At 68.2% G+C, this 19,315-nt stretch carries 16 protein-coding genes; 14 read left to right on the forward strand and 2 right to left on the reverse strand.

The genetic code is table 11. The features are described from left to right. The first annotated feature begins 1 nt into the window (after position 1). From VIM54_RS09780 to VIM54_RS09790, 3 genes are read left to right on the forward strand one after another with little or no spacing between them, the layout of a single operon-like run. Complete coding sequence (locus tag VIM54_RS09780; protein ID WP_331900911.1) at positions 2–934, forward strand: ABC transporter permease; 933 nt, start codon at positions 2–4, stop codon at positions 932–934. 32 nt (positions 935–966) lie between these two features. Further along, positions 967–1,797, forward strand: a complete 831-nt coding sequence (locus VIM54_RS09785; RefSeq protein ID WP_331900989.1) for an ABC transporter permease — start codon at positions 967–969, stop codon at positions 1,795–1,797. 2 nt (positions 1,798–1,799) lie between these two features. Then, entirely contained in the window at positions 1,800–3,152 is a 1,353-nt protein-coding gene (locus VIM54_RS09790; protein WP_331900912.1) for a transaminase, read from the forward strand. A 32-nt stretch (positions 3,153–3,184) separates the two neighbouring features. On the opposite strand, the gene VIM54_RS09795 is transcribed toward VIM54_RS09790, so the two are convergent. After that, complete coding sequence (locus tag VIM54_RS09795) at positions 3,185–4,168, reverse strand: asparaginase (protein ID WP_331900914.1); 984 nt, start codon at positions 4,166–4,168, stop codon at positions 3,185–3,187. Next, complete coding sequence (gene gabT, locus VIM54_RS09800) at positions 4,165–5,526, reverse strand: 4-aminobutyrate--2-oxoglutarate transaminase (RefSeq protein WP_331900916.1); 1,362 nt, start codon at positions 5,524–5,526, stop codon at positions 4,165–4,167. Before gabT ends, VIM54_RS09795 begins: the two co-directional genes overlap by 4 nt. Positions 5,527–5,596: 70 nt before the next feature. Here gabT and VIM54_RS09805 point away from each other — a divergent pair, with 70 nt between their 5' ends. The 11 genes from VIM54_RS09805 to rbfA all read left to right on the forward strand — a co-directional run bounded on the left by VIM54_RS09805 (position 5,597) and on the right by rbfA (position 19,251). Further along, positions 5,597–6,064, forward strand: a complete 468-nt coding sequence (locus VIM54_RS09805) for an OsmC family protein (RefSeq protein WP_331900918.1) — start codon at positions 5,597–5,599, stop codon at positions 6,062–6,064. Between the two features lie 127 nt (positions 6,065–6,191). Next, positions 6,192–7,157 (forward strand): FKBP-type peptidyl-prolyl cis-trans isomerase, encoded by a 966-nt coding sequence (locus tag VIM54_RS09810; RefSeq protein ID WP_331900920.1) that lies wholly within the window; start codon positions 6,192–6,194, stop codon positions 7,155–7,157. Positions 7,158–7,293: 136 nt separating this feature from the next. After that, a complete protein-coding gene (gene dxr / locus VIM54_RS09815) occupies positions 7,294–8,382 on the forward strand; it encodes a 1-deoxy-D-xylulose-5-phosphate reductoisomerase (protein ID WP_331900922.1) in 1,089 nt (362 codons plus the stop codon). 64 nt (positions 8,383–8,446) lie between these two features. Next, a complete protein-coding gene (locus VIM54_RS09820; protein ID WP_331900923.1) occupies positions 8,447–9,775 on the forward strand; it encodes a site-2 protease family protein in 1,329 nt (442 codons plus the stop codon). Between the two features lie 78 nt (positions 9,776–9,853). Further along, positions 9,854–11,002: a flavodoxin-dependent (E)-4-hydroxy-3-methylbut-2-enyl-diphosphate synthase gene (gene ispG / locus VIM54_RS09825; protein WP_187270776.1), complete on the forward strand. Its 1,149-nt coding sequence runs from the start codon at positions 9,854–9,856 to the stop codon at positions 11,000–11,002. A 114-nt stretch (positions 11,003–11,116) separates the two neighbouring features. Next, entirely contained in the window at positions 11,117–12,889 is a 1,773-nt protein-coding gene (locus tag VIM54_RS09830; protein WP_331900927.1) for a proline--tRNA ligase, read from the forward strand. A 917-nt stretch (positions 12,890–13,806) separates the two neighbouring features. Next, on the forward strand, positions 13,807–14,067 hold the full coding sequence (locus tag VIM54_RS09835) for a DUF559 domain-containing protein (RefSeq protein WP_331900929.1): 261 nt from the start codon (positions 13,807–13,809) through the stop codon (positions 14,065–14,067). 304 nt (positions 14,068–14,371) lie between these two features. Then, positions 14,372–15,367: a transcription termination factor NusA gene (gene nusA, locus VIM54_RS09840; protein WP_331900930.1), complete on the forward strand. Its 996-nt coding sequence runs from the start codon at positions 14,372–14,374 to the stop codon at positions 15,365–15,367. A gap of 206 nt (positions 15,368–15,573) precedes the next feature. Continuing rightward, the gene (locus tag VIM54_RS09845) at positions 15,574–15,885 is read left to right on the forward strand and encodes a YlxR family protein (RefSeq protein WP_331900932.1); all 312 of its coding nucleotides are present in this window, start codon (positions 15,574–15,576) and stop codon (positions 15,883–15,885) included. 88 nt (positions 15,886–15,973) lie between these two features. After that, on the forward strand, positions 15,974–18,679 hold the full coding sequence (infB, locus tag VIM54_RS09850; protein WP_331900934.1) for a translation initiation factor IF-2: 2,706 nt from the start codon (positions 15,974–15,976) through the stop codon (positions 18,677–18,679). A 128-nt stretch (positions 18,680–18,807) separates the two neighbouring features. After that, positions 18,808–19,251: a 30S ribosome-binding factor RbfA gene (rbfA, locus tag VIM54_RS09855; protein ID WP_147784857.1), complete on the forward strand. Its 444-nt coding sequence runs from the start codon at positions 18,808–18,810 to the stop codon at positions 19,249–19,251. Positions 19,252–19,315: the final 64 nt, after the last annotated feature.

Raw genomic sequence — 19,315 nt, forward strand, 5'->3', positions numbered from 1 at the left:
CGTGGCCTTCTCAGCATTCGCCAGCGCCCCGCCGTCGCAGGAGCAGGCGCCGAAACGCCGAAGCAAGATCGCGCTTCTGCTTCTCGCCCCCGGCGTGCTCTACCTCGTGATCTTCTTTCTCGTGCCGCTCTTCACCCTCGTGACGACCTCGCTGCAGGCGCCGGCGCCGTCCGGCGACATCGGACAGTTCGTGCCCGGGTTCGAGATCGGCAACTACGCGACAGTGCTCGCGCAGTACACCCCCCAGATCCTGCGGTCGTTCGGGTACTCGCTCGTCGCGACGGTGTTCGCACTGCTGTTCAGCTACCCGCTCGCCTACTTCATCGCGGTGAAGGTGCGGCGCTGGCCGTTGTTGCAGAACCTCCTGTTGGTGCTGGTGATCGCACCATTCTTCATCAGCTTCCTGTTGCGCACGATGGCGTGGAAGTCGATGCTGTCCGACGAGTCGTTCCTGGTCTCGGCGCTCAAGGGGCTCTCGCTCATGGCGCCGGACGCGCACATCACCGGAACCCCGTTCTCGGTGATTTTCGGGCTTACATACAACTTCATCCCGTTCATGACGCTGCCGTTGTACGCGGTGCTCGAGCGGCTCGACACCCGCTACCTGGAGGCCGGCAGCGACCTCTACGCGCGGCCGTTCACCACGTTTCGCACGATCACGCTTCCGCTCTCGGCACCCGGCATCATCTCGGGCGTGCTCCTCACGTTCATCCCGGCGGCCGGTGACTACGTCAATGCGAGCCGGCAGTTTCTCGGTGGCACGGGGACGACCATGATCGGCAACGTCATCGACAGCAACTTCTTCGAGCTGCAGAACTACCCAGCCGCCGCCGCCCTGTCGATCATCCTGATGTCGGCGATTCTCGTGCTCGTGATCGTCTACATTCTGCTGTCGGTATATGTCTGGAAGACCGGAACGGAGGGACTGCTGTGACGCTCCAGGAGGCACGGGCCCTCGGTGTGGTGATGGAGACCCCGGCGCCGCGGCCGTCCAGGGCCCGCTTCAGCCTCGGACGCTGGCTGCTTCCGGTGTACTCGGCGCTCGCGTTGATCTTCCTGCTCGTGCCGATCGTGTACACGTTCGTGTTCTCCTTCAACGATTCGCTCAAGTCGAACATCTCCTGGCGCGGGTTCACCCTCGACAAGTGGACGAACGTCTGTGCCGCGCAGGGGGTCTGCGAGGCGTTCGGCAACAGCATCCTGATCGGCGTCATCGCCACCCTCGCCGCCACCACCCTCGGCACGGCGATCGCGATCGCCCTCGTGCGCTACCGGTTCCGCTTCCGCACCGGAGTGAACCTGCTGCTGTTCCTGCCGATGGCGACGCCGGAGGTCGTGCTCGGCGCCGGACTGGCCGCCGAGTTCCTCGGCCTCGGGGCCAACATGGGACTCGTCACGATCATCCTCGCCCACACGATGTTCTGCATCAGCTTCGTCGTCGTGACGGTGAAGGCCAGGGTCACGAGCCTCGATCCCGCGCTCGAGGAGGCCGGACGCGACCTCTACGCCTCTCCCGGCCAGGTGTTCTGGCGCATCACCTTCCCGCTCCTGCTGCCGGGCATCGTCGCTGCGGCCCTGCTCTCGTTTGCCCTGAGCTTCGACGACTTCATCATCACCAACTTCAACTCCGGCACCACGGACACGTTCCCCAAGTTCATCTACGTGTCGGCCGCGCGCGGCGTGCCAGCCGAGGCGAATGTCATTGCGTCCGCGGTCTTCATCCTCGCGATCGTGCTCGTGCTCGCCCAGCAGATCTCGGCAGCGGCGAGGCGCAAGCGCCTGGCCAAGGTGCAGTAGTCGTGTACCAGGATCGAGAGCGGCTGGCCGAGCTCTGGCGCATCGAGATGCAGACCTTCGCCGCGGCGAGGCCGCGGTCGGAGGCCCTCTTCGCCGAGGCGCTCCCGCACCTTCCTGACGGCGTTCCCATGCTCTGGATGGCGAAGTGGCCCTGGCCCTGGCCCGTCTACGTGGAGAGCGCGAGCGGCGCGCATTTCATCGACGCGGACGGCATCGACCACGTCGACCTGTGCCTCGGCGACACCGGCGCCATGTGCGGCCACGCCCCACCGGCCGCGGTCGCGGCGATCACCGCGCAGCTCGGTCGCGGTTCGACGTTCATGCTCCCCACAGCCGACGCGGCGGCGGCGGCCACGCTCCTCGCCGAGCGGTTCGGTGTGCCGAGCTGGCAGTTCAGCCTCTCCGCCACGGACGCCAACCGCAGCCTCATCCGCTACGCGCGCCAGGTCACCGGCCGTCGCAGGATCGTCGTGCACGACTACTGCTACCACGGCACCGTCGATGAGGCCTATGCCACCCTCGACCACAGGGGCGCCGTGGTGGAACGCCGAGGCACGATCGGTGCTCCGGTGCCGCCGTCGCTCACGACCGCCGTCGTTCCGTTCAACGACGTCGCGGCTCTCGAGCGGGTGCTCGCCACCGGCGAGATCGCCGCGATGCTCATGGAGCCGGCGCTCACCAACATCGGAATCGTGCTGCCGGCGCCCGGCTACCATGCCGCTGTCCGCGAGCTGTGCACGAAGTACGGCGTGATCCTCATCATCGACGAGACCCACACCCTCTGCGTCGGCCCCGGCGGCATGATCGCCCGGGACGGACTCGACCCGGATGCCGTGGTGGTCGGAAAGAGCATCGGCGGCGGCATCCCGGCCGGCGCGTACGGAATGACGGCATCGTTCGCGGCCCTCGTGCGCGCGAGCCTCGACCTCGAGGACATCGACGTCGGGGGAGTAGGCGGCACGCTCGCCGGAAATGCGCTCTCCCTCGCCGGCATCCGTGCCACCCTCTCGGAGGTGCTCACCGCCTCGGCGTTCGTGGGCATGATCGACCGGGCCACCGAGTGGACGGTCGGGGTGCAGGCCGCGATCGACGAGTTCGACGTGCCGTGGCAGGTGACCCAGCTCGGGGCAAGGTCCGAGTACAGCTTCCGCCGAACCCCGCCCATCGATGGGGCGGAGGCCGCGGCGGCAGACGACTTCGAGCTGCAGCAGTACCTGCACCTGCACGCCCTCAACCGGGGCATCCTCATCACGCCGTTCCACAACATGGCGCTCATGAGCCCGGCCACCACGGCGGCCGACGTCGAGCGTCACACGGTGGCGTTCCGCGAGGCGGTAGCGGCGCTCTTCGCGTAGCCGGACGTCGTGCGCGGTGCGGCCGAGCGGGGTCAGCGGCCGAGGACGAGGTCCGACGCCCGCAGGCGGCCCACCGGCACGCCCCCGCCGAGTACGTCGTCGGTCGTGAGGGCGATCACACGGTCGGCGTCCGGCCGGGCGACCGCGCCGACCGAGGCGAGCAGCTCTATCGCGACGAGGGTCGCCGCTCGCGCACCGCCGTCCAGGATCTTGAGCGCCACGGCCGTGCCATCGGGAAGCCCCATCACCATCACGCCCTCCGCGCCGCCCTTCGCCACGATGCCGAGCTCCTCGATCGCCACGGTGTTGGGTCGCCCGACGCCGTCGATAGCCCAGGCGTTGTCGCGGATGGCTGCCGACAGCCTCGCGGCGTTCTGGTCGCCGCTCGAGGCCGTTGCCGATCCGACGCGACCCACGGCCGTGGCGAGTCCGCGGAGCGTCGTCGCGAAGACGGGCGCGCCGCATCCGTCCACCCCGACCCGGTCGATGGTCTCGCCGGTGAACTCCTCGATCGTGGAGCGGATGAGCCTCTGAAGCGGGTGGGTCTGTTCGAGGTAGCTCTCTGTCGGCCACCCGTTCGTCGCGCAGGCCAGCAGGAATGCCGCGTGTTTGCCAGAACAGTTCATCTGCAGGCGGCTGGGTGCGGTCGACGCGTGCCGCGCCGTGCCGTCGAGGGGCCAGTCGATCGGGCACTGCAGCGCGTCGGCGCCGACACCGGCGCGCGCGAGCAGCTGTTCGACGATGCGCAGGTGGTCGACGGTGCCGCCGTGACTCGCCGAGGCGACCACGAGCTGGGCTCCCTCGAGGGCGACCCCCGCTCGGAGCACCGCGATCGCCTGGAACAGCTTGAGCGACGATCGCCCGAAGATCAGCGCGTCCCCGTTGCCCAGTTCTCGCGCGACGGAACCGTCGGAGGAGACGACGACGGCGGCGCCGATGTGGCGGGACTCGTCGAAACCGGATCGCGAGACGGTCGCGAGTTCGACGGCCTCAGCAGCCAGGAGCGGGTGGCTCACAGGGCGGCGAAGGCGTCGTCGAGCACGCCGATCGCGTCGCGCAGCAGTTCGTCGGTGATCGCGAGGCTCGGCAGGAAGCGGATGATGTTGCCGAACGTGCCGGCGCTGATCAGCAGGACACCGTGCTGCGCGGCATACGCCGTGATCGCCGACACGGCGGCGGGGTTCGGCTCCTTGGTGGTCGATCCGGTCGCCGGGAGCACCAGCTCGATGGCGAGCATCGCGCCGATGCCGCGCACGTCGCCGATCACGTCGTACTTCTCCTGCAGGGCGAGCAGCGCCGGCAGCAGCACCCCCTCGATGCGCTTGCCGTCCGCGAGCAGGTTGCGACTCTCGATGGCATCGAACACCGCCACCGCGGCGGCCGCGGCCACCGGGTTGCCGGCGAAGGTGCCGCCGAGCCCGCCAGGGTGCGACGAGTCCATGATCTCCGCGCGCCCGGTGACGCCCGCGATCGGCAGGCCGCCGGCGATACCCTTCGCGGTGAGCACCATGTCGGGTACGACGCCGAAGTGCTCGCTCGCGAAGTACGCGCCGGTGCGCGCCATGCCGCTCTGGATCTCGTCGGCGATGAAGACGATCCCGTTCGCGGTGCACCACTCCTGCAGCGCGGGGAGGTAGCCCTCGGCCGGCACGACGAAGCCGCCCTCGCCCTGGATCGGCTCGACGACGAGGCAGGCCAGATCGGATGCGCCCACGGACTTCTCGAGGTAGCCGATGGTGCGCCGCGCCGCCTCGCCGCCGCTCAGGCCGTCCCGGAACGGGTAGGAGTTGGGGGCGTGATGGACGGAGCCCGCGAACGGGCCGAAGCCGGCCTTGTACGGCATGGCCTTGAAGGTCATCGCCATCGTGAGGTTGGTGCGACCGTGGTAGGCGTGCTCGAGCACGGCGACGCCGGGGCGTCCAGTGAACTTGCGGGCGATCTTGACCGCGTTCTCGACGGCCTCGGCACCGGAGTTGAGCAGCACCGTCTTCTTGGCGAAGTCGCCGGGGGTGTGCTCGGCGAGCAGTTCGGCGACGCGCACGTACGACTCGTACGGCGTGATGGTGAACATCGCGTGGGTGACGAGAGAAAGCTGGGCGGTGGCCGCCGCAACGACGGCTTCGTCGGTGTGGCCGATCGTCATGACGCCGATGCCGGACCCGAGGTCGATGTACTGGTTGCCGTCCGCATCCACGACGATCGCGCCGTGGGCCCGCGCGACGTAGACCGGGAGGGCCGAGGAGACGCCGCCCGGGATTACCGCGAGGCGTCTCGCGTGGATCGCCTGGGAAAGGGGTCCGGGGATGGCGGTCACGACTCGCCGTTCCTGGACGATCGGATCGGTGGTCTGCAGTGGAGCGAGCGTGTCAGTCATGGTGTCTCGAGCCTATCGCCGTGGCTCTAGAAACTCGAAGGGTGGCGGCGGAGGGGGTAGCGTGGAATGAGTGATCCTCCAACACAATTACGCGGTCGAACTCGAGTGGCTCGGCAACCGCGGCACGGGAACGAGCGACTACAAGTCGTATGGCCGCGATCATGTGGTGCGCGCGGACGGCAAGCACGACATCAGCGGGTCGAGCGATCGCGCCTTCCACGGCGACGCGGACCGGTGGAATCCCGAGGAGCTTCTCCTCGCCGCGCTCAGCCAGTGCCACATGCTCAGCTACCTTCACGTCGCGGCCGCCAACGGCGTCGTCGTGACCGCGTACACGGATGCCGCGGACGGCACCATGGTGCAGTCGGCGGATGGCGGTGGCCACTTCACCGGCGCCACCCTGCGCCCGATCGTCACCATCTCTTCCGGAGACCCTGCCCTGGCGCTCGAACTTCACCACGAGGCGGGCACGAAGTGCTTCATCGCAAGCTCCGTCAACTTTCCGGTGCTGCACGAGCCGCGCATCTTCGCCGGGTAGCAGCCTCGAGGCGGAGTCATCGCGGCTATTTCGGCTCCGGTACGCTTGATTCAGGCCCTGATCAGGTTCCGCAAAGGTCGGTCGGGAATACTTGCCGAAACCCTCCCGAACTTAAGAAAGCAGATTTGTGTCGAAATTCCTCAGCTCGATCGCTCTCGCGGGCGTGCTTGCACTCTCGCTCGCTGCGTGCTCGGCCACCACGAACGCCGACAGTTCCTGCGTCGCGACCAAGGCCGGTGCGAGCTCGGACAAGGTGTCGGTGAAGGGCAAGTTCGGCGCAGAGCCGACGGTGAAGTTCAAGACCCCGCTCACTGCCAAGGCCACCGAGCGCACCGTCGACATCGCGGGCAAGGGCATCGTCGCCCAGGCGGGCAGCGCCGTCAGCATCAACTACACGGTCTTCAACGCCACCACGGGCAAGAAGATCGACACGACCGGATTCGGCAAGACCAAGGCCCAGCCGCTCACTCTCGACAAGAAGAGCCTCATCCCGGGCCTCTACAAGGCCGTCGCCTGCTCGCCCCAGGGCTCGCGCGTCACGGCGATCATCCCGCCCACCGACGCCTTCGGTAAGACCGGATCGCCGAGCCTCGGCATCGGCGCCAAGGATTCCATCATCTTCGTGATCGATGTCGTGAGCGCGAAGAAGCCGGTCACGGCCCTCAAGAAGGCGAACGGCGCCGCGCAGCCGGCCCCCGCCGGCCTGCCGACGGTGAAGCTCGCCGCGAGCGGTGCCCCCACGATCACGGTGCCCAAGACCGACCCGCCGGCAACCCTGCAGATCGCCGACCTCAAGAAGGGCAGCGGCGCAACGGTCAAGGACGGGGCATCCGTCACCGTGCACTACACGGGCGTCATCTGGGGCACCGGCAAGGTCTTCGACTCCAGCTGGACGAAGGGCACCCCGGCGACCTTCCAGACCACGGGCGTGGTCCCCGGATTCGGTAAGGCCCTCGTCGGCCAGAAGGTCGGTTCGCAGGTGCTGGCCGTGATCCCGCCGGCCGACGGCTACGGATCGACCGGCCAGGCCCAGGCCGGGATCAGCGGCACGGACACCCTGGTGTTCGTGATCGACATCCTCGCCACCCAGTAGTCCGACAGATCGAGACGCGAGCGTCGTCGCTGCCCGATCGGGTGGTGGCGGCGCTCGCGTCGTTTGCGGCGGCGTCGTTTGCAGCCGTGTCGTTTGCGGCCGTGTCGTTTGCAGCGGGGGATGAAAGGATGTCGTCATGCGCCGAGTAATCATCCTGGGGTCGACCGGTTCGATCGGCGTGCAGGCGCTCGACGTGATCGCGGGCCACCCTGACCTGTTCGAGGTCGTGGGGCTCGCGGCGGGCAGCAACCGCTCGGCGATGGACGAGCAAGCGCGCGCCTTCGGCGTCGAACACACGGCACTCGGCGAAACCGAGGCCGAGCAGCTCGTGCGATCGGTGGCCGCGGATGTCGTTCTCAACGGCATCACCGGGTCTGTCGGACTCGGCTGCACGCTTGCCGCCCTCGAGACCGGAACCACCCTCGCCCTCGCCAACAAGGAAAGCCTCATCGTGGGCGGCGACCTCGTCACCGCCGTCGCGAGCCCCGGGCAGATCGTACCGGTGGATTCCGAGCACTCCGCGATCGCGCAGGCCCTGCGCTCGGGAACCGCCGCTGAGGTGCGGCGACTCGTGCTCACCGCGTCCGGTGGACCGTTCAGGGGCCGCAGTCGTGAATCGCTGCGCGACGTGACGCCCGCCGAGGCGCTCGCGCATCCGACCTGGGACATGGGGCTCGTCGTGACCACCAACTCGTCGACCCTGGTGAACAAGGGACTCGAGGTGATCGAGGCCCACTACCTCTTCGACGTGCCGTACGACCGGATCGACGTGACGGTGCATCCGCAGTCGATCGTGCACTCGATGGTCGAGTTCGTCGACGGGTCCACGATCGCCCAGTGCTCGCCACCCGACATGCGGCTGCCGATCTCGCTCGGCCTCGACTGGCCGCACCGCGTGCCCGGCGTCGGGGCGCCCCTCGACTGGACCACCGCGAGCAGCTGGACCTTCGAACCGCTCGACACCGAGGCCTTTCCAGCGGTGGAGCTCGCCAAGAGCGTCGGGAGGGTGGGCGGCACGTTCCCGGCGGTGTTCAACGCGGCGAACGAGCAGGCGGTGCGCGCGTTCCATGCCGGTCAGATCGGCTACCTCGACATCCTCGACACCGTCGCGGCAGTGGTGGACGCCCACAACCCGTACGAGGGTGCGCTCACCGTCGGCGCCGTGCTCGACGCCGAGCGCTGGGCCCGCGAGGCCGCCGACAGCATGCTCGCCGGCGGCAGGTAGCCCCTCGAAAGCGGGGGCCGCGCACACAGCAAGTTGCTAGCGTCACGCGCTTATCCTTGGATCCGTGGAAACCGTCCTGCTGTACATTCTTGGCATCCTTGTCGTGCTCGTCGGTATCGCCCTGTCCATCGGGCTCCACGAAATCGGTCACCTCGTGCCAGCGAAGCTCTTCGGTGTGCGCGTCGGCCAGTACATGATCGGCTTCGGTCCGACTCTCTTCTCGCGCAAGCGGGGCGAGACGGAGTACGGAGTCAAGGCAATCCCGCTCGGCGGCTACATCTCGATGGCCGGCATGTACCCGCCGGCCCGCGAGGCCGGCCAAGCCCGAAGCGCCAGCACCGGCTTCTTCCAGAGCCTCGTGCAGGATGCCAGGAGCGCGAGCGCCGACACGATCAAGCAGGGCGACGAGAACCGCGTCTTCTACAAGCTGCCGGTCTACAAGCGCGTGATCATCATGCTCGGCGGCCCGTTCATGAACCTCGTGATCGCCGCCGTGCTGTTCGCGATCGTGCTCTGCGGCTTCGGCACCCAGCAGGCGAGCACCACCGTCGGCAGCGTCTCGGCCTGTGTCGTTCCGTCCTCGAGCACGAGCCAGAAGTGCACGCCGGATGCCGCGGCCGCTCCGGGGGCGGCCGCCGGGATCACGCCGGGCGACAAGATCCTGCGGATCAACGGCACCACCATCGACAGCTGGACCCAGGCGACCGCGATCATCCGCAAGTCGGCGGGGGACGCGCTCGCGATCACCGTGCTGCGCGACGGCAAGAAGGTGGACCTCACGGCGACGCCGCTGCTCACCGAGCGCTACGTCTACGACGCCGCGGGCAAGGTCGTGGAGGACGCGAGCAAGAAGCCGGTCACCGTGAAGGTCGGCTTCCTGGGAATCGGCGCCGCGTACGAGCTCAAGCAGCAGCCCGTGTCTGCAGTGCTCCCGGCGGTCGGCACGACCATCGGCCAGGACACGCACCTCATCCTCAACCTCCCGGCCCGCCTCGTGGATGTCGCGAACGCCGCGTTCGGCCCCGGCGCCCGCGACCCCAACGGACCGGTCAGCGTGGTCGGCGTCGGCCGCCTCGCCGGCGAGATCGCGAGCATCAACACCATCCCGTTCGTGGAGCGCTTCTCCTACCTCCTCGGCATCATCGCGTCGCTCAACGTCGCACTGCTCGTGTTCAACCTCGTGCCGCTCATGCCCCTCGACGGCGGCCACGTCGCCGGCGCGCTGTGGGAGGCGATCCGGCGCTTCTTCGCCAAGCTCTTCAAGCGCCGCGACCCCGGTCCGGTCGACACGGCCAAGCTCGTGCCGCTCACCTTCGCCGTCGTGATCGTCCTCGGCGCGATGAGTGTGCTGCTCATCTACGCGGACATCGTCAAGCCCATCCCCATCGGTTAGCCCCGCCGCGTCGCCAATCGCGCGCCCGCCCAGCGCCCGCCCAGCGTGCGCTCACCGGGGGCGTTTAGAATCGGAGGCGTGCCAGCAATCAACTTGGGTATGCCCTCGACTCCGCCCGTATTGGCCCCGCGTCGCAAGACCCGCCAGATCTCCGTCGGCAAAGTGAAGGTCGGCGGTGACGCCCAGGTCAGCGTGCAGTCGATGACCACCACCCAGACCACCAACATCAACGCGACGCTGCAACAGATCGCCGAGCTCACGGCCACCGGCTGCGACATCGTGCGCGTGGCCGTTCCGCACCAGGATGACGCGGACGTGCTGCACATCATCGCGGCGAAGAGCCAGATCCCGGTGATCGCCGACATCCACTTCCAGCCCAGGTACGTGTTCACCGCGATCGACGCCGGCGTCGGCGCGGTGCGCGTCAACCCGGGCAACATCCGCAAGTTCGACGACCAGGTCGGCAAGATCGCCGCGGCGGCGAAGGCGGCTGGCGTGAGCATCCGCATCGGCGTCAACGCAGGCTCGCTCGAGCCCACCATCCTGCAGAAGTACGGCAAGGCCACCCCCGAGGCGCTCGTCGAGAGCGCCGTCTGGGAGGCGAGTCTGTTCGAGGAGCACGACTTCCACGACTTCAAGATCTCGGTCAAGCACAACGACCCCGTCATCATGGTGAAGGCCTACCGGCTGCTCGCCGAGCGGGGCGACTGGCCGCTTCACCTGGGCGTGACCGAGGCCGGGCCGGAGTTCCAGGGCACCATCAAGTCCGCGACGGCGTTCGGCATCCTGCTCTCCGAGGGCATCGGCGACACCATCCGCGTGTCTCTCTCCGCCCCTCCCGTGCAGGAGGTGAAGGTGGGGCTGCAGATTCTGCAGTCGCTCAACCTGCGCGAGCGAAAGCTCGAAATCGTGTCCTGCCCGAGTTGCGGGCGCGCCCAGGTGGATGTCTACCAGCTCGCTAACGACGTCACGGCCGGCCTCGAGAAGATGACGGTTCCGCTCCGCGTCGCGGTGATGGGCTGCGTCGTCAACGGACCGGGGGAGGCCCGCGAGGCGGACCTCGGCGTGGCGAGCGGCAACGGCCGCGGGCAGATCTTCGTCAAGGGCGAGGTCATCAAGACCGTGCCGGAGTCGGAGATCGTCGCGACCCTCATCGAGGAGGCCAACCGGCTCGCCGCGGAGATGCCGGCCGGAGCCGTCGGATCGCCAGAGGTCGTCACCGCCTGAGCCGGCGCTGTCCAATTGGGGCCATCGCGGGCAGAATGGGCCGACGCGTCGACCCCGTTTGCGCGAATCGGCCCGTCCGCAGATCGTCCACCCTTGCCCGGTAAAGTAGCAAGGGTGCCAACACGCCTCTCCCAACTCTTTGTCCGCACCCTCCGCGAAGACCCGGCAGATGCCGAGGTGGCGAGCCATCGCCTTCTCCTGCGCGCCGGCTACATCAGGAGGCAGGCCCCCGGGGTGTTCGCCTGGCTGCCACTCGGACTCAAGGTGCGCCGCAAGATCGAGGCGATCATCCGCGAGGAGATGGCGAACGCCGGCGCGCAAGAGGTGCACTTCCCCGCCCTTCTGCCCCGTGAGCCGTACGAGGTCACCAACCGCTGGACCGACTACGGCGACGGCATCTTCCGCCTCAAGGACCGCAAGGGGGCCGACTACCTGCTCGCCCCGACCCACGAGGAGGTCTTCACCCTGCTGGTGAAGGATCTCTACTCGAGCTACAAGGACCTGCCCCTGTCGATCTACCAGATCCAGGACAAGTACCGGGACGAGGCGCGCCCCCGCGCCGGACTGCTTCGCGGCCGCGAGTTCACCATGAAGGACGCGTACTCCTTCGACTACACCGACGCCGGCCTGGACGAGTCGTACCAGAGGCAGCGCGACGCCTATGAGCGCATCTTCGCCCGCCTCGGCCTCGACTACGTGATCGTGGAGGCGGATGCCGGGGCGATGGGCGGATCCCGAAGCGAGGAGTTCCTGCACCCCACCCCGGTGGGCGAGGACACCTTCGTGCGATCGAACGGCGGCTATGCGGCGAATGTGGAGGCGTTCCGCACGATCGCCCCGGCGGCCCGCTCGTACGAGAAGCTGACCCCGGCCGAGGTGCTCGACACCCCGAACACGCCGACGATCCAGACCCTGGTGGATGTCGCGAACGAGAAGCACCCGCGACCGGACGGCCGCGCGTGGACGGCCGCCGACACGCTCAAGAACATCGTGCTCGCCCTCACCGCCCTCGACGGGACGCGGGAACTCGTGGTGGTCGGCCTGCCCGGCGACCGGGATGTCGACCTCAAGCGCGCGGAGGTGGCGTTTGCACCCGCCGAGGTCGAGGCCGCCACCGAGGCCGACTTCCAGAAGCACCCGGGGCTCGTGAAGGGCTACATCGGCCCATGGTCGGCGGCCGGGCCTGTGCTCGGCATTCGCTCCGAGACTGGCATCCGGTTCCTCATCGACCCCCGCATCTCCGACGGCTCCGGCTGGATCACCGGCGCGAACGAGCACGGCAAGCACGTTTTCGGACTGGTGGCCGGCCGCGATTTCGACGCGGACGGCGTCGTCGAGGTTGCCGAGGTGCTCGCCGGCGACCCCGCCCCCGACGGCTCCGGCCCGGTGGAGTTGGCCCGCGGCATGGAGATCGGCCACGTGTTCCAGCTGGGCCGCAAGTACGCCGAGGCGCTCGGCCTCAAGGTGCTCGACGAGAACGGCAAGCTCGTCACGGTGACCATGGGCTCGTACGGCATCGGGGTCACGCGCATCCTCGCGGTCATCGCGGAGGCCAACAACGACGCGAGGGGCCTCATCTGGCCGAGGAACGTCTCGCCGTTCGACATCCACGTGGTGGCGGCGACGAAGGAGCCCGAGGTGCACGCGGCGGCGGAGAAGCTCGTCGCCGAGCTCGAGCACGCCCGGTTCGACGTGCTCTTCGACGATCGCCCGAAGGTCTCGCCCGGTGTGAAATTCGGGGATGCCGAACTCATCGGCGTGCCGGTGATCGTGATCGTGGGCAAGGGCGTCGCCGAGGGCAGGGTCGAGTTGTGGGATCGCCGCACCGGAGTGAAGACCCCCGTGGGCATCGACGAGGTCGTGGCCGCCGTCGCCGCGCTCGCGTAGCTCCCGCCGGTGGCGCCCGCAGCGCCTGCAGCGTCCGCAGCGGTCCGCAGCGTCCGCAGCGTCCGCAGCGCGTCGGGCTCGGTGAGTGGGCAATAGTGGCGCCATGCCACCACGGGTGGCGCGACAATTGCCCACTCGGGGTGCTGGTGGCGTCGCACTCGGGGTGCTGGTGGCGAAATCGCACGCAGTGCCGAGACGCGCCCTGTGGAAAGCAGCGGCGCCGAGTGGCGAAATCCGTCGACCATGAGGCATGCCGCGAATCGTCCCGATCCCGTCCCGGCTTCTCGGCACCGCCTTTCTCACGAGTGACGCCCCCGGCCACTCGCTCACCCGAGGGCGGCTTCGCGGCGCGGATGTCGCCCATCCGTTCCATGGGGTGAGTTGCGTCGATCTCGACCTCGCTTCGATCCTCGGACTGTGCCGCGCCTACGAACCGCGACTGGGGCTGGGGGAGGTCTTCAGCCACACCACCGCGGCCGCGGTGCTCGGCGTCCCCCTGCCCGAGTCGATTGGAGTCGCGCCGATCCACGTCTCCTCGAGGGGCTCGGTGTCGCGACCGCGGTCTCGAGCGGTGGTCGGTCATCGGCTCACGCTGGGGGAGTTTGCGATGTCTGGCGGTCTTCCCGTCACGGATCCGGCGACGACCTGGTGCCAGTTGGCGGCGTTCCTCTCCCGCGAAGACCTCGTCGCGGCGGGTGACTTCCTCGTGTCGGGGATGCGATTGCCGGGAGGGTCCCGAACTGAACCGCTCTCCTCGAGGCCGCTTCTCGAGGCCGCTGTAAGGTGGTTCCGCGGCGGTCGAGGGGTGACGAAGCTCGCGTGGGCCGTGTCGCGAATCCGGTTCGGCGTGGACTCCCGCCCCGAGTCGCTCACTCGGCTGCTTCTCGTGGCCGCGGGCATCCCGGAACCGCGCGTGAATGCCCCGACGCCGGTCGACGGAGGTCGACTCATTCTCCGCCGACCTCACGCTCGAGGAGTGGAAGGTGGTGCTGGACTACGAGGGCGACGGGCATCGCACGAATGCGCGAGCCTTCCGCAACGACATCGAGCGCCGGGAGCTCTTCGAAGCCGCGGGCTGGCGACACGTTCGGGTCACCGCCGATCACGTCTTTGTGCGACCGGGCGTGTTCACCGACAGGGTGAAACGCATCCTGCGGGAGCGGGGCTGGCGGGGCTGATGCCGGCTGCGGGCCGGTGAGTGGGCGGAACTGGCGGTTCCCGCTCACCTGTGGCGCCACTTCTGCCCAGTAGGCGCAGGAGCGGAGGGGGAGGGGCGCAGCGCACGGGCGCACCGGAGCGGGAGCGGCCCAGGACGGGCCGCGGGACGGGCCGCCGGGACGGGCGCACCGGAGGCGGGCGGGGACGGGCGCACCGGAGGCGGGCGGGGCCGGGAATACCTCCGCCGCGGGCTGCTAACTTAGAGGGATACGTCGTGTGCGCGGTTCGTGCACGACGGACTAGTTGAATAGTGGAGGCCCTCGGGTGGAGATTGATCTGAGCGTTTTACGCCTCATGGAGCGCGAACGCGAAATTCCCTTCGATGAACTCGTGATGATCATCGAGCAGGCGATTCTCACGGCCTATCTCAAGCACACCGGAGCCGTCGAAACCAAGGACGGCAACCCGCAGGCGCGCGTGCTCCTCGACCGCAAGTCCGGACACGTGAGCATCTTCATTCCGGAGCTCAACGACGAGGGCGAAGTCATCGGCGAGGCGGAGGATGTGCCGAGCGATTTCGGTCGGATCGGGGCGTTCGCCGCGAAGCAGGTGATCAACCAGCGCCTTCGGGACATCGGCGACGACAAGGTGCTCGGCGAGTTCAAGGGACGCGAGGGCGACATCGTCGCCGGGGTGATCCAGCAGGGTCCCAACCCGCGGATGATCCATGTCGACCTCGGCACCGTCGAGGCGATCCTGCCGCCGGAGGAGCAGGTACCGGGCGAGGTCTATGCGCACGGCTCCCGCATCCGCGTTTACGTGACGAGCGTGAGCAAGGGCGTCAAGGGACCCCAGATCACCGTCTCGCGCACGCATCCGTCCCTCGTTCGCAAGCTCTTCGCGCTCGAGGTGCCGGAGATCGCGAGCGGCGTGGTGGAGATCGTGTCCCTGGCCCGCGAGGCCGGGCATCGCACCAAGATCGCGGTGAAGGCGAACGAGCCCGGCGTCAACGCCAAGGGTGCCTGCATCGGCGAGATGGGGCAGCGGGTTCGTGCCGTCACCGCCGAGCTGAACAACGAGAAGATCGACATCGTCGACTACAACGAGGACCTGGCGACGTTCGTCGCGAACGCGCTGTCGCCGGCCAAGGTGACGTCGTCGTACGTGATCGACGCGTCGACGAAGGCGGTTCGGGCGCTCGTTCCGGACTACCAGCTCTCGCTCGCCATCGGCAAGGAGGGCCAGAACGCCCGCCTCGCCGCCAAGCTGACGGGCGCACGGATCGATATCCAGCCCGACTCGATTCTTGAGGACAGCTGATACCGCTGGATATCGATCCGTGCGCGGGTCAGCGTGCGCGGGTCAGCGTCGAGGGGCGTCGGGATCCTCCGTCACCTCGCCGGGACGCGACGGGGCCACAACGGGCAATCGGGGCTGACACGTTGGCCCCGACTGCACGCGTCGGCCCAGGTGGTGGCGCGCGACGGAATAGGCCGGCACGGCATCCGGTTGACGAAGGGGATAGTATGAAACCTGTAAGAACGTGTCTTGGCTGTCGTCAGCGTGCCGAACGATCCTCTCTTCTGAGGGTTGTTGCGCGTGACGGTGAGGCTGTCGTGGATTTCTCAGCGACACTCCCAGGTCGAGGCGCTTGGGTGCATCCCACCGTTGACTGCGTCGGAACCTCGATCACTCGCAAGGCTTTTGGCCGAGCGCTAAGGGTCGACGGCGTGCTCGCGATGCAGCAGTTGAGCGAAGCGGTACAGACCAGCACCACCCACCAGTCGGAACCACACGGTTCCTTGAAGAACAGGCTGAACGGCAAAGTGACCAACTAATGAGCGACAACTAATGAGCGACTCGAAATGAGTCCCGTCCGTAACTAAGGCCTTCTCCTCATCGGGAGTTGGCCCGACAAGGAGAACAGTGGCAAAACCACGCGTGCACGAGATCGCAGCAGAACTCGGCATTGACAGCAAGAAGGCCCTTGAGAAGCTCAAGGAAATGGGCGAATTCGTCAAGGGGCCTTCCTCAAGCATCGAACCACCGGTTGCCCGCAAGCTTCGTGCTGCGCTCGCCGCCGATGGTATCCAGGCGCCGGAAAAGGCGGCCGCTCCTGCGCCCGCCCCGGCTCCGCGTCCGGCTCCAGTGGCCGAGGCGCCCGCCGCACCGGCATCAGCCCCTGCGGCACCCGCCGCGTCGACTCCGGCGCCGGCCGCCGAGACCGCGCCCGCCGCGACTCCCGCCGCGCCCGCTCCGTCGACCCCGGCGGCACCCGCCGCCGGTGGGTCGAACATCCCGCGCCCCGGCACCGCGCGACCGGGCAACAACCCGTTTGCGAGCACGCAGGGCATGCAGCGCCCGGGCGCACCGCGCCCCGGCAACAACCCGTACGCGAGCACCCAGGGCATGAACACGCGCCCCGCGGCTAGCCCGAGTGGCATCCCGCGCCCGGCCGCACCGCGTCCAGGCGCACCGCGACCCGGCGGACCTGGCCAGGGCCAGCGTCCAGGCGGATTCGGTCAGCGGCCGGCCGCGGCCGGTGGTGGATTCCAGCGCCCCGGTGGCGCCGGAGCCCGACCAGGCGCCGCCGGTGGCGGCTTCCGTCCGGGCGGAGCGCCCGCCGGAGCGCCAGGATCCAACTTCGGCCCCAATCGTCCGGCCGGCGGTGGAGGTCGCGGTCGCGGCCCCGGCGGCGGCACGGCAGGCGCGTTCGGCCGCGGAGGCGGCAAGAGCAAGGCCCGCAAGTCGAAGCGCACGAAGAGGGCAGAATTCGAACTGCGCGAAGCCCCGTCGCTGGGTGGCGTCAGCGTCCCCCGCGGCGATGGCAAGACCGTTGTTCGCCTGCGTCGCGGCGCGTCCATCACGGACTTCGCCGACAAGATCGACACGAGCCCCGGAAACCTCGTCACCGTGCTGTTCCACCTCGGCCAGATGGCCACGGCGACGGAGTCGCTCGACGAGGCGACGTTCGACATCCTGGGCGACGAGCTCGGCTTCAAGATCGAAATGGTCTCACCAGAGGATGAGGACCGCGAGCTTCTCGCAGGCTTCGACCTCGACCTCGATCAGGAGCTTGAAGACGAGACCGATGAGGACCTCGTCGCGAGGCCGCCCGTCGTCACCGTCATGGGTCACGTCGACCACGGTAAGACGCGACTGCTCGACGCGATCCGCAACGCCAACGTCGTCGCCGGTGAGGCCGGTGGCATCACGCAGCACATCGGTGCGTACCAGGTTGTCGCCGAGCATGAGGGCGTCGAACGGGCCATCACCTTCATCGACACACCGGGCCACGAGGCGTTCACCGCCATGCGTGCCCGTGGTGCGCAGGTCACCGACATCGCGATCCTCGTGGTCGCGGCCGATGACGGCATCATGCCGCAGACGATCGAGGCTCTCAACCACGCCCAGGCGGCCAACGTGCCGATCGTGGTCGCGGTGAACAAGATCGACAAGGTCGGGGCAAACCCGGCCAAGGTGCGCCAGCAGCTCACCGAGTTCGGTCTCGTCGCCGAGGAGTACGGCGGGGACACGATGTTCATCGACGTCTCGGCGCTCAACAAGATCGGCATCCCCGAGCTTCTCGATGCAGTGCTCCTGACGGCGGATGCCGGACTGGACATGCGCGCGAACCCCAACAAGGACGCGCGCGGCGTGGCCATCGAGGCCAAGCTCGACAAGGGACGCGGCGCGGTCGCGACCGTGCTCATCCAGTCGGGAACGCTCGAGGTCGGCGACGCGATCGTGGCGGGAACCGCCTACGGACGTGTTCGTGCGATGTTCGACGAGAACGGCACGCCGGTGCAGTTCGCCACCCCGGCGCGCCCCGTCTCCGTGCTCGGACTGACGTCGGTGCCCCGCGCCGGTGACACGTTCCTCGTCACCGACGATGACCGTACCGCGCGCCAGATCGCCGAGAAGCGCGAGGCCGCAGAGCGCAACGCCCTGCTCGCCCGCAGCCGCAAGCGGATCAGCCTCGAGGACTTCACCAAGGCCCTCGAAGACGGCAAAGTCGAGTCGCTCAACCTCATCATCAAGGGTGACGTTTCGGGTGCCGTCGAGGCGCTCGAGGAGTCGTTGCTCAAGATCGAGGTGGACGACAGCGTGCAGCTGCGCATCATCCACCGCGGTGTGGGTGCCATCACCGAGAGCGACGTCAACCTCGCGACGATCGACAACGCGATCATCATCGGGTTCAACGTGCGACCGGACACCAAGGCTCGGGAGCGTTCAGCTCGCGAGGGTGTCGACGTGCGTTTCTACTCGGTGATCTACGCCGCGCTCGAAGACGTGGAGAACGCGCTCAAGGGAATGCTCAAGCCCGAGTTCGAAGAGGTGCAGTCCGGCGTCGCCGAGATCCGCGAAATCTTCCGCTCGTCCAAGTTCGGAAACGTGGCCGGTGTCATCGTGCGCTCCGGCACGATCACCCGAAACGCGAAGGCACGAGTCATCCGCGACGGCGTCGTGGTCGGCGACAACCTGGCCATCGAGTCGCTGCGTCGATTCAAGGATGACGTCACCGAGGTGCGCACGGACTTCGAGGCCGGTATCGGTCTCGGCAAGTTCAACGACATCCAGATCGGCGACGAGATCGAGACGATCGAACTCAAGGAAAAGGTCCGCGTCTAGCGTGTTACCGGCCTCCGGAGGAGGCAACCAGGACAGAGGCGGAGCTTCGCAGGCTCCGCAAGCCTCTTTACCTGGTCGCCTCCTCCGGTGGCCTCCAGCTGTGACGCACGGAAAAGGGAAATAGGAATATGGCTGATCCGGCTCGCGCCGCCAAGATGGCGGACCGCATCAAGGTGATTGTGGCCAAGACACTCGAGCGGGGCCTCAAGGACCCGCGGCTGGGGTTCGTCACGATCACCGACGTAAAGGTGACCGGCGACCTCCAGCACGCCTCCGTGTTCTACACGGTCTACGGCACCGACGAGGAGCGAGCGGATTCCGCGGCCGCGCTGAAGTCGGCCACCGGCATGCTTCGAAGCGAGGTCGGCAAGAACATCACGGCGCGGCTCACCCCGTCGCTCGAGTTCATCGCCGACGCCATCCCTGAGAACGCCAAGCACATCGAGGCGCTGCTCGCCGAGGCCCACAGCCGCGACGCCGAGCTCGGCAGCCTCAAGAGCACCGCGCAGTATGCCGGCGACGAGGACCCGTACGTGAAGCCGCGCGAGTACGCGGAAGACGACGAGGACTAGCTAGCCCGCCAGCACCCGTCGGCGACCGTGCGGCAATTCGTTGTCCGAGCGGACGGCCGGGCGC

The organism is Lacisediminihabitans sp. (genome assembly GCF_036569425.1).
Classification (GTDB): Bacteria; Actinomycetota; Actinomycetes; order Actinomycetales; family Microbacteriaceae; genus Lacisediminihabitans.

Coding starts and splice junctions, on each gene's coding strand:
- VIM54_RS09785 (WP_331900989.1), top strand. CDS start 967: ATGGAGACCCCGGCGCCGCGGCCGTCCAGGGCCCGCTTCAGCCTCGGA.
- gabT (WP_331900916.1), bottom strand. CDS start 5,526: ATGACTGACACGCTCGCTCCACTGCAGACCACCGATCCGATCGTCCAG.
- dxr (WP_331900922.1), top strand. CDS start 7,294: ATGCGCCGAGTAATCATCCTGGGGTCGACCGGTTCGATCGGCGTGCAG.
- VIM54_RS09835 (WP_331900929.1), top strand. CDS start 13,807: ATGCCCCGACGCCGGTCGACGGAGGTCGACTCATTCTCCGCCGACCTC.
- VIM54_RS09845 (WP_331900932.1), top strand. CDS start 15,574: ATGAAACCTGTAAGAACGTGTCTTGGCTGTCGTCAGCGTGCCGAACGA.
- rbfA (WP_147784857.1), top strand. CDS start 18,808: ATGGCTGATCCGGCTCGCGCCGCCAAGATGGCGGACCGCATCAAGGTG.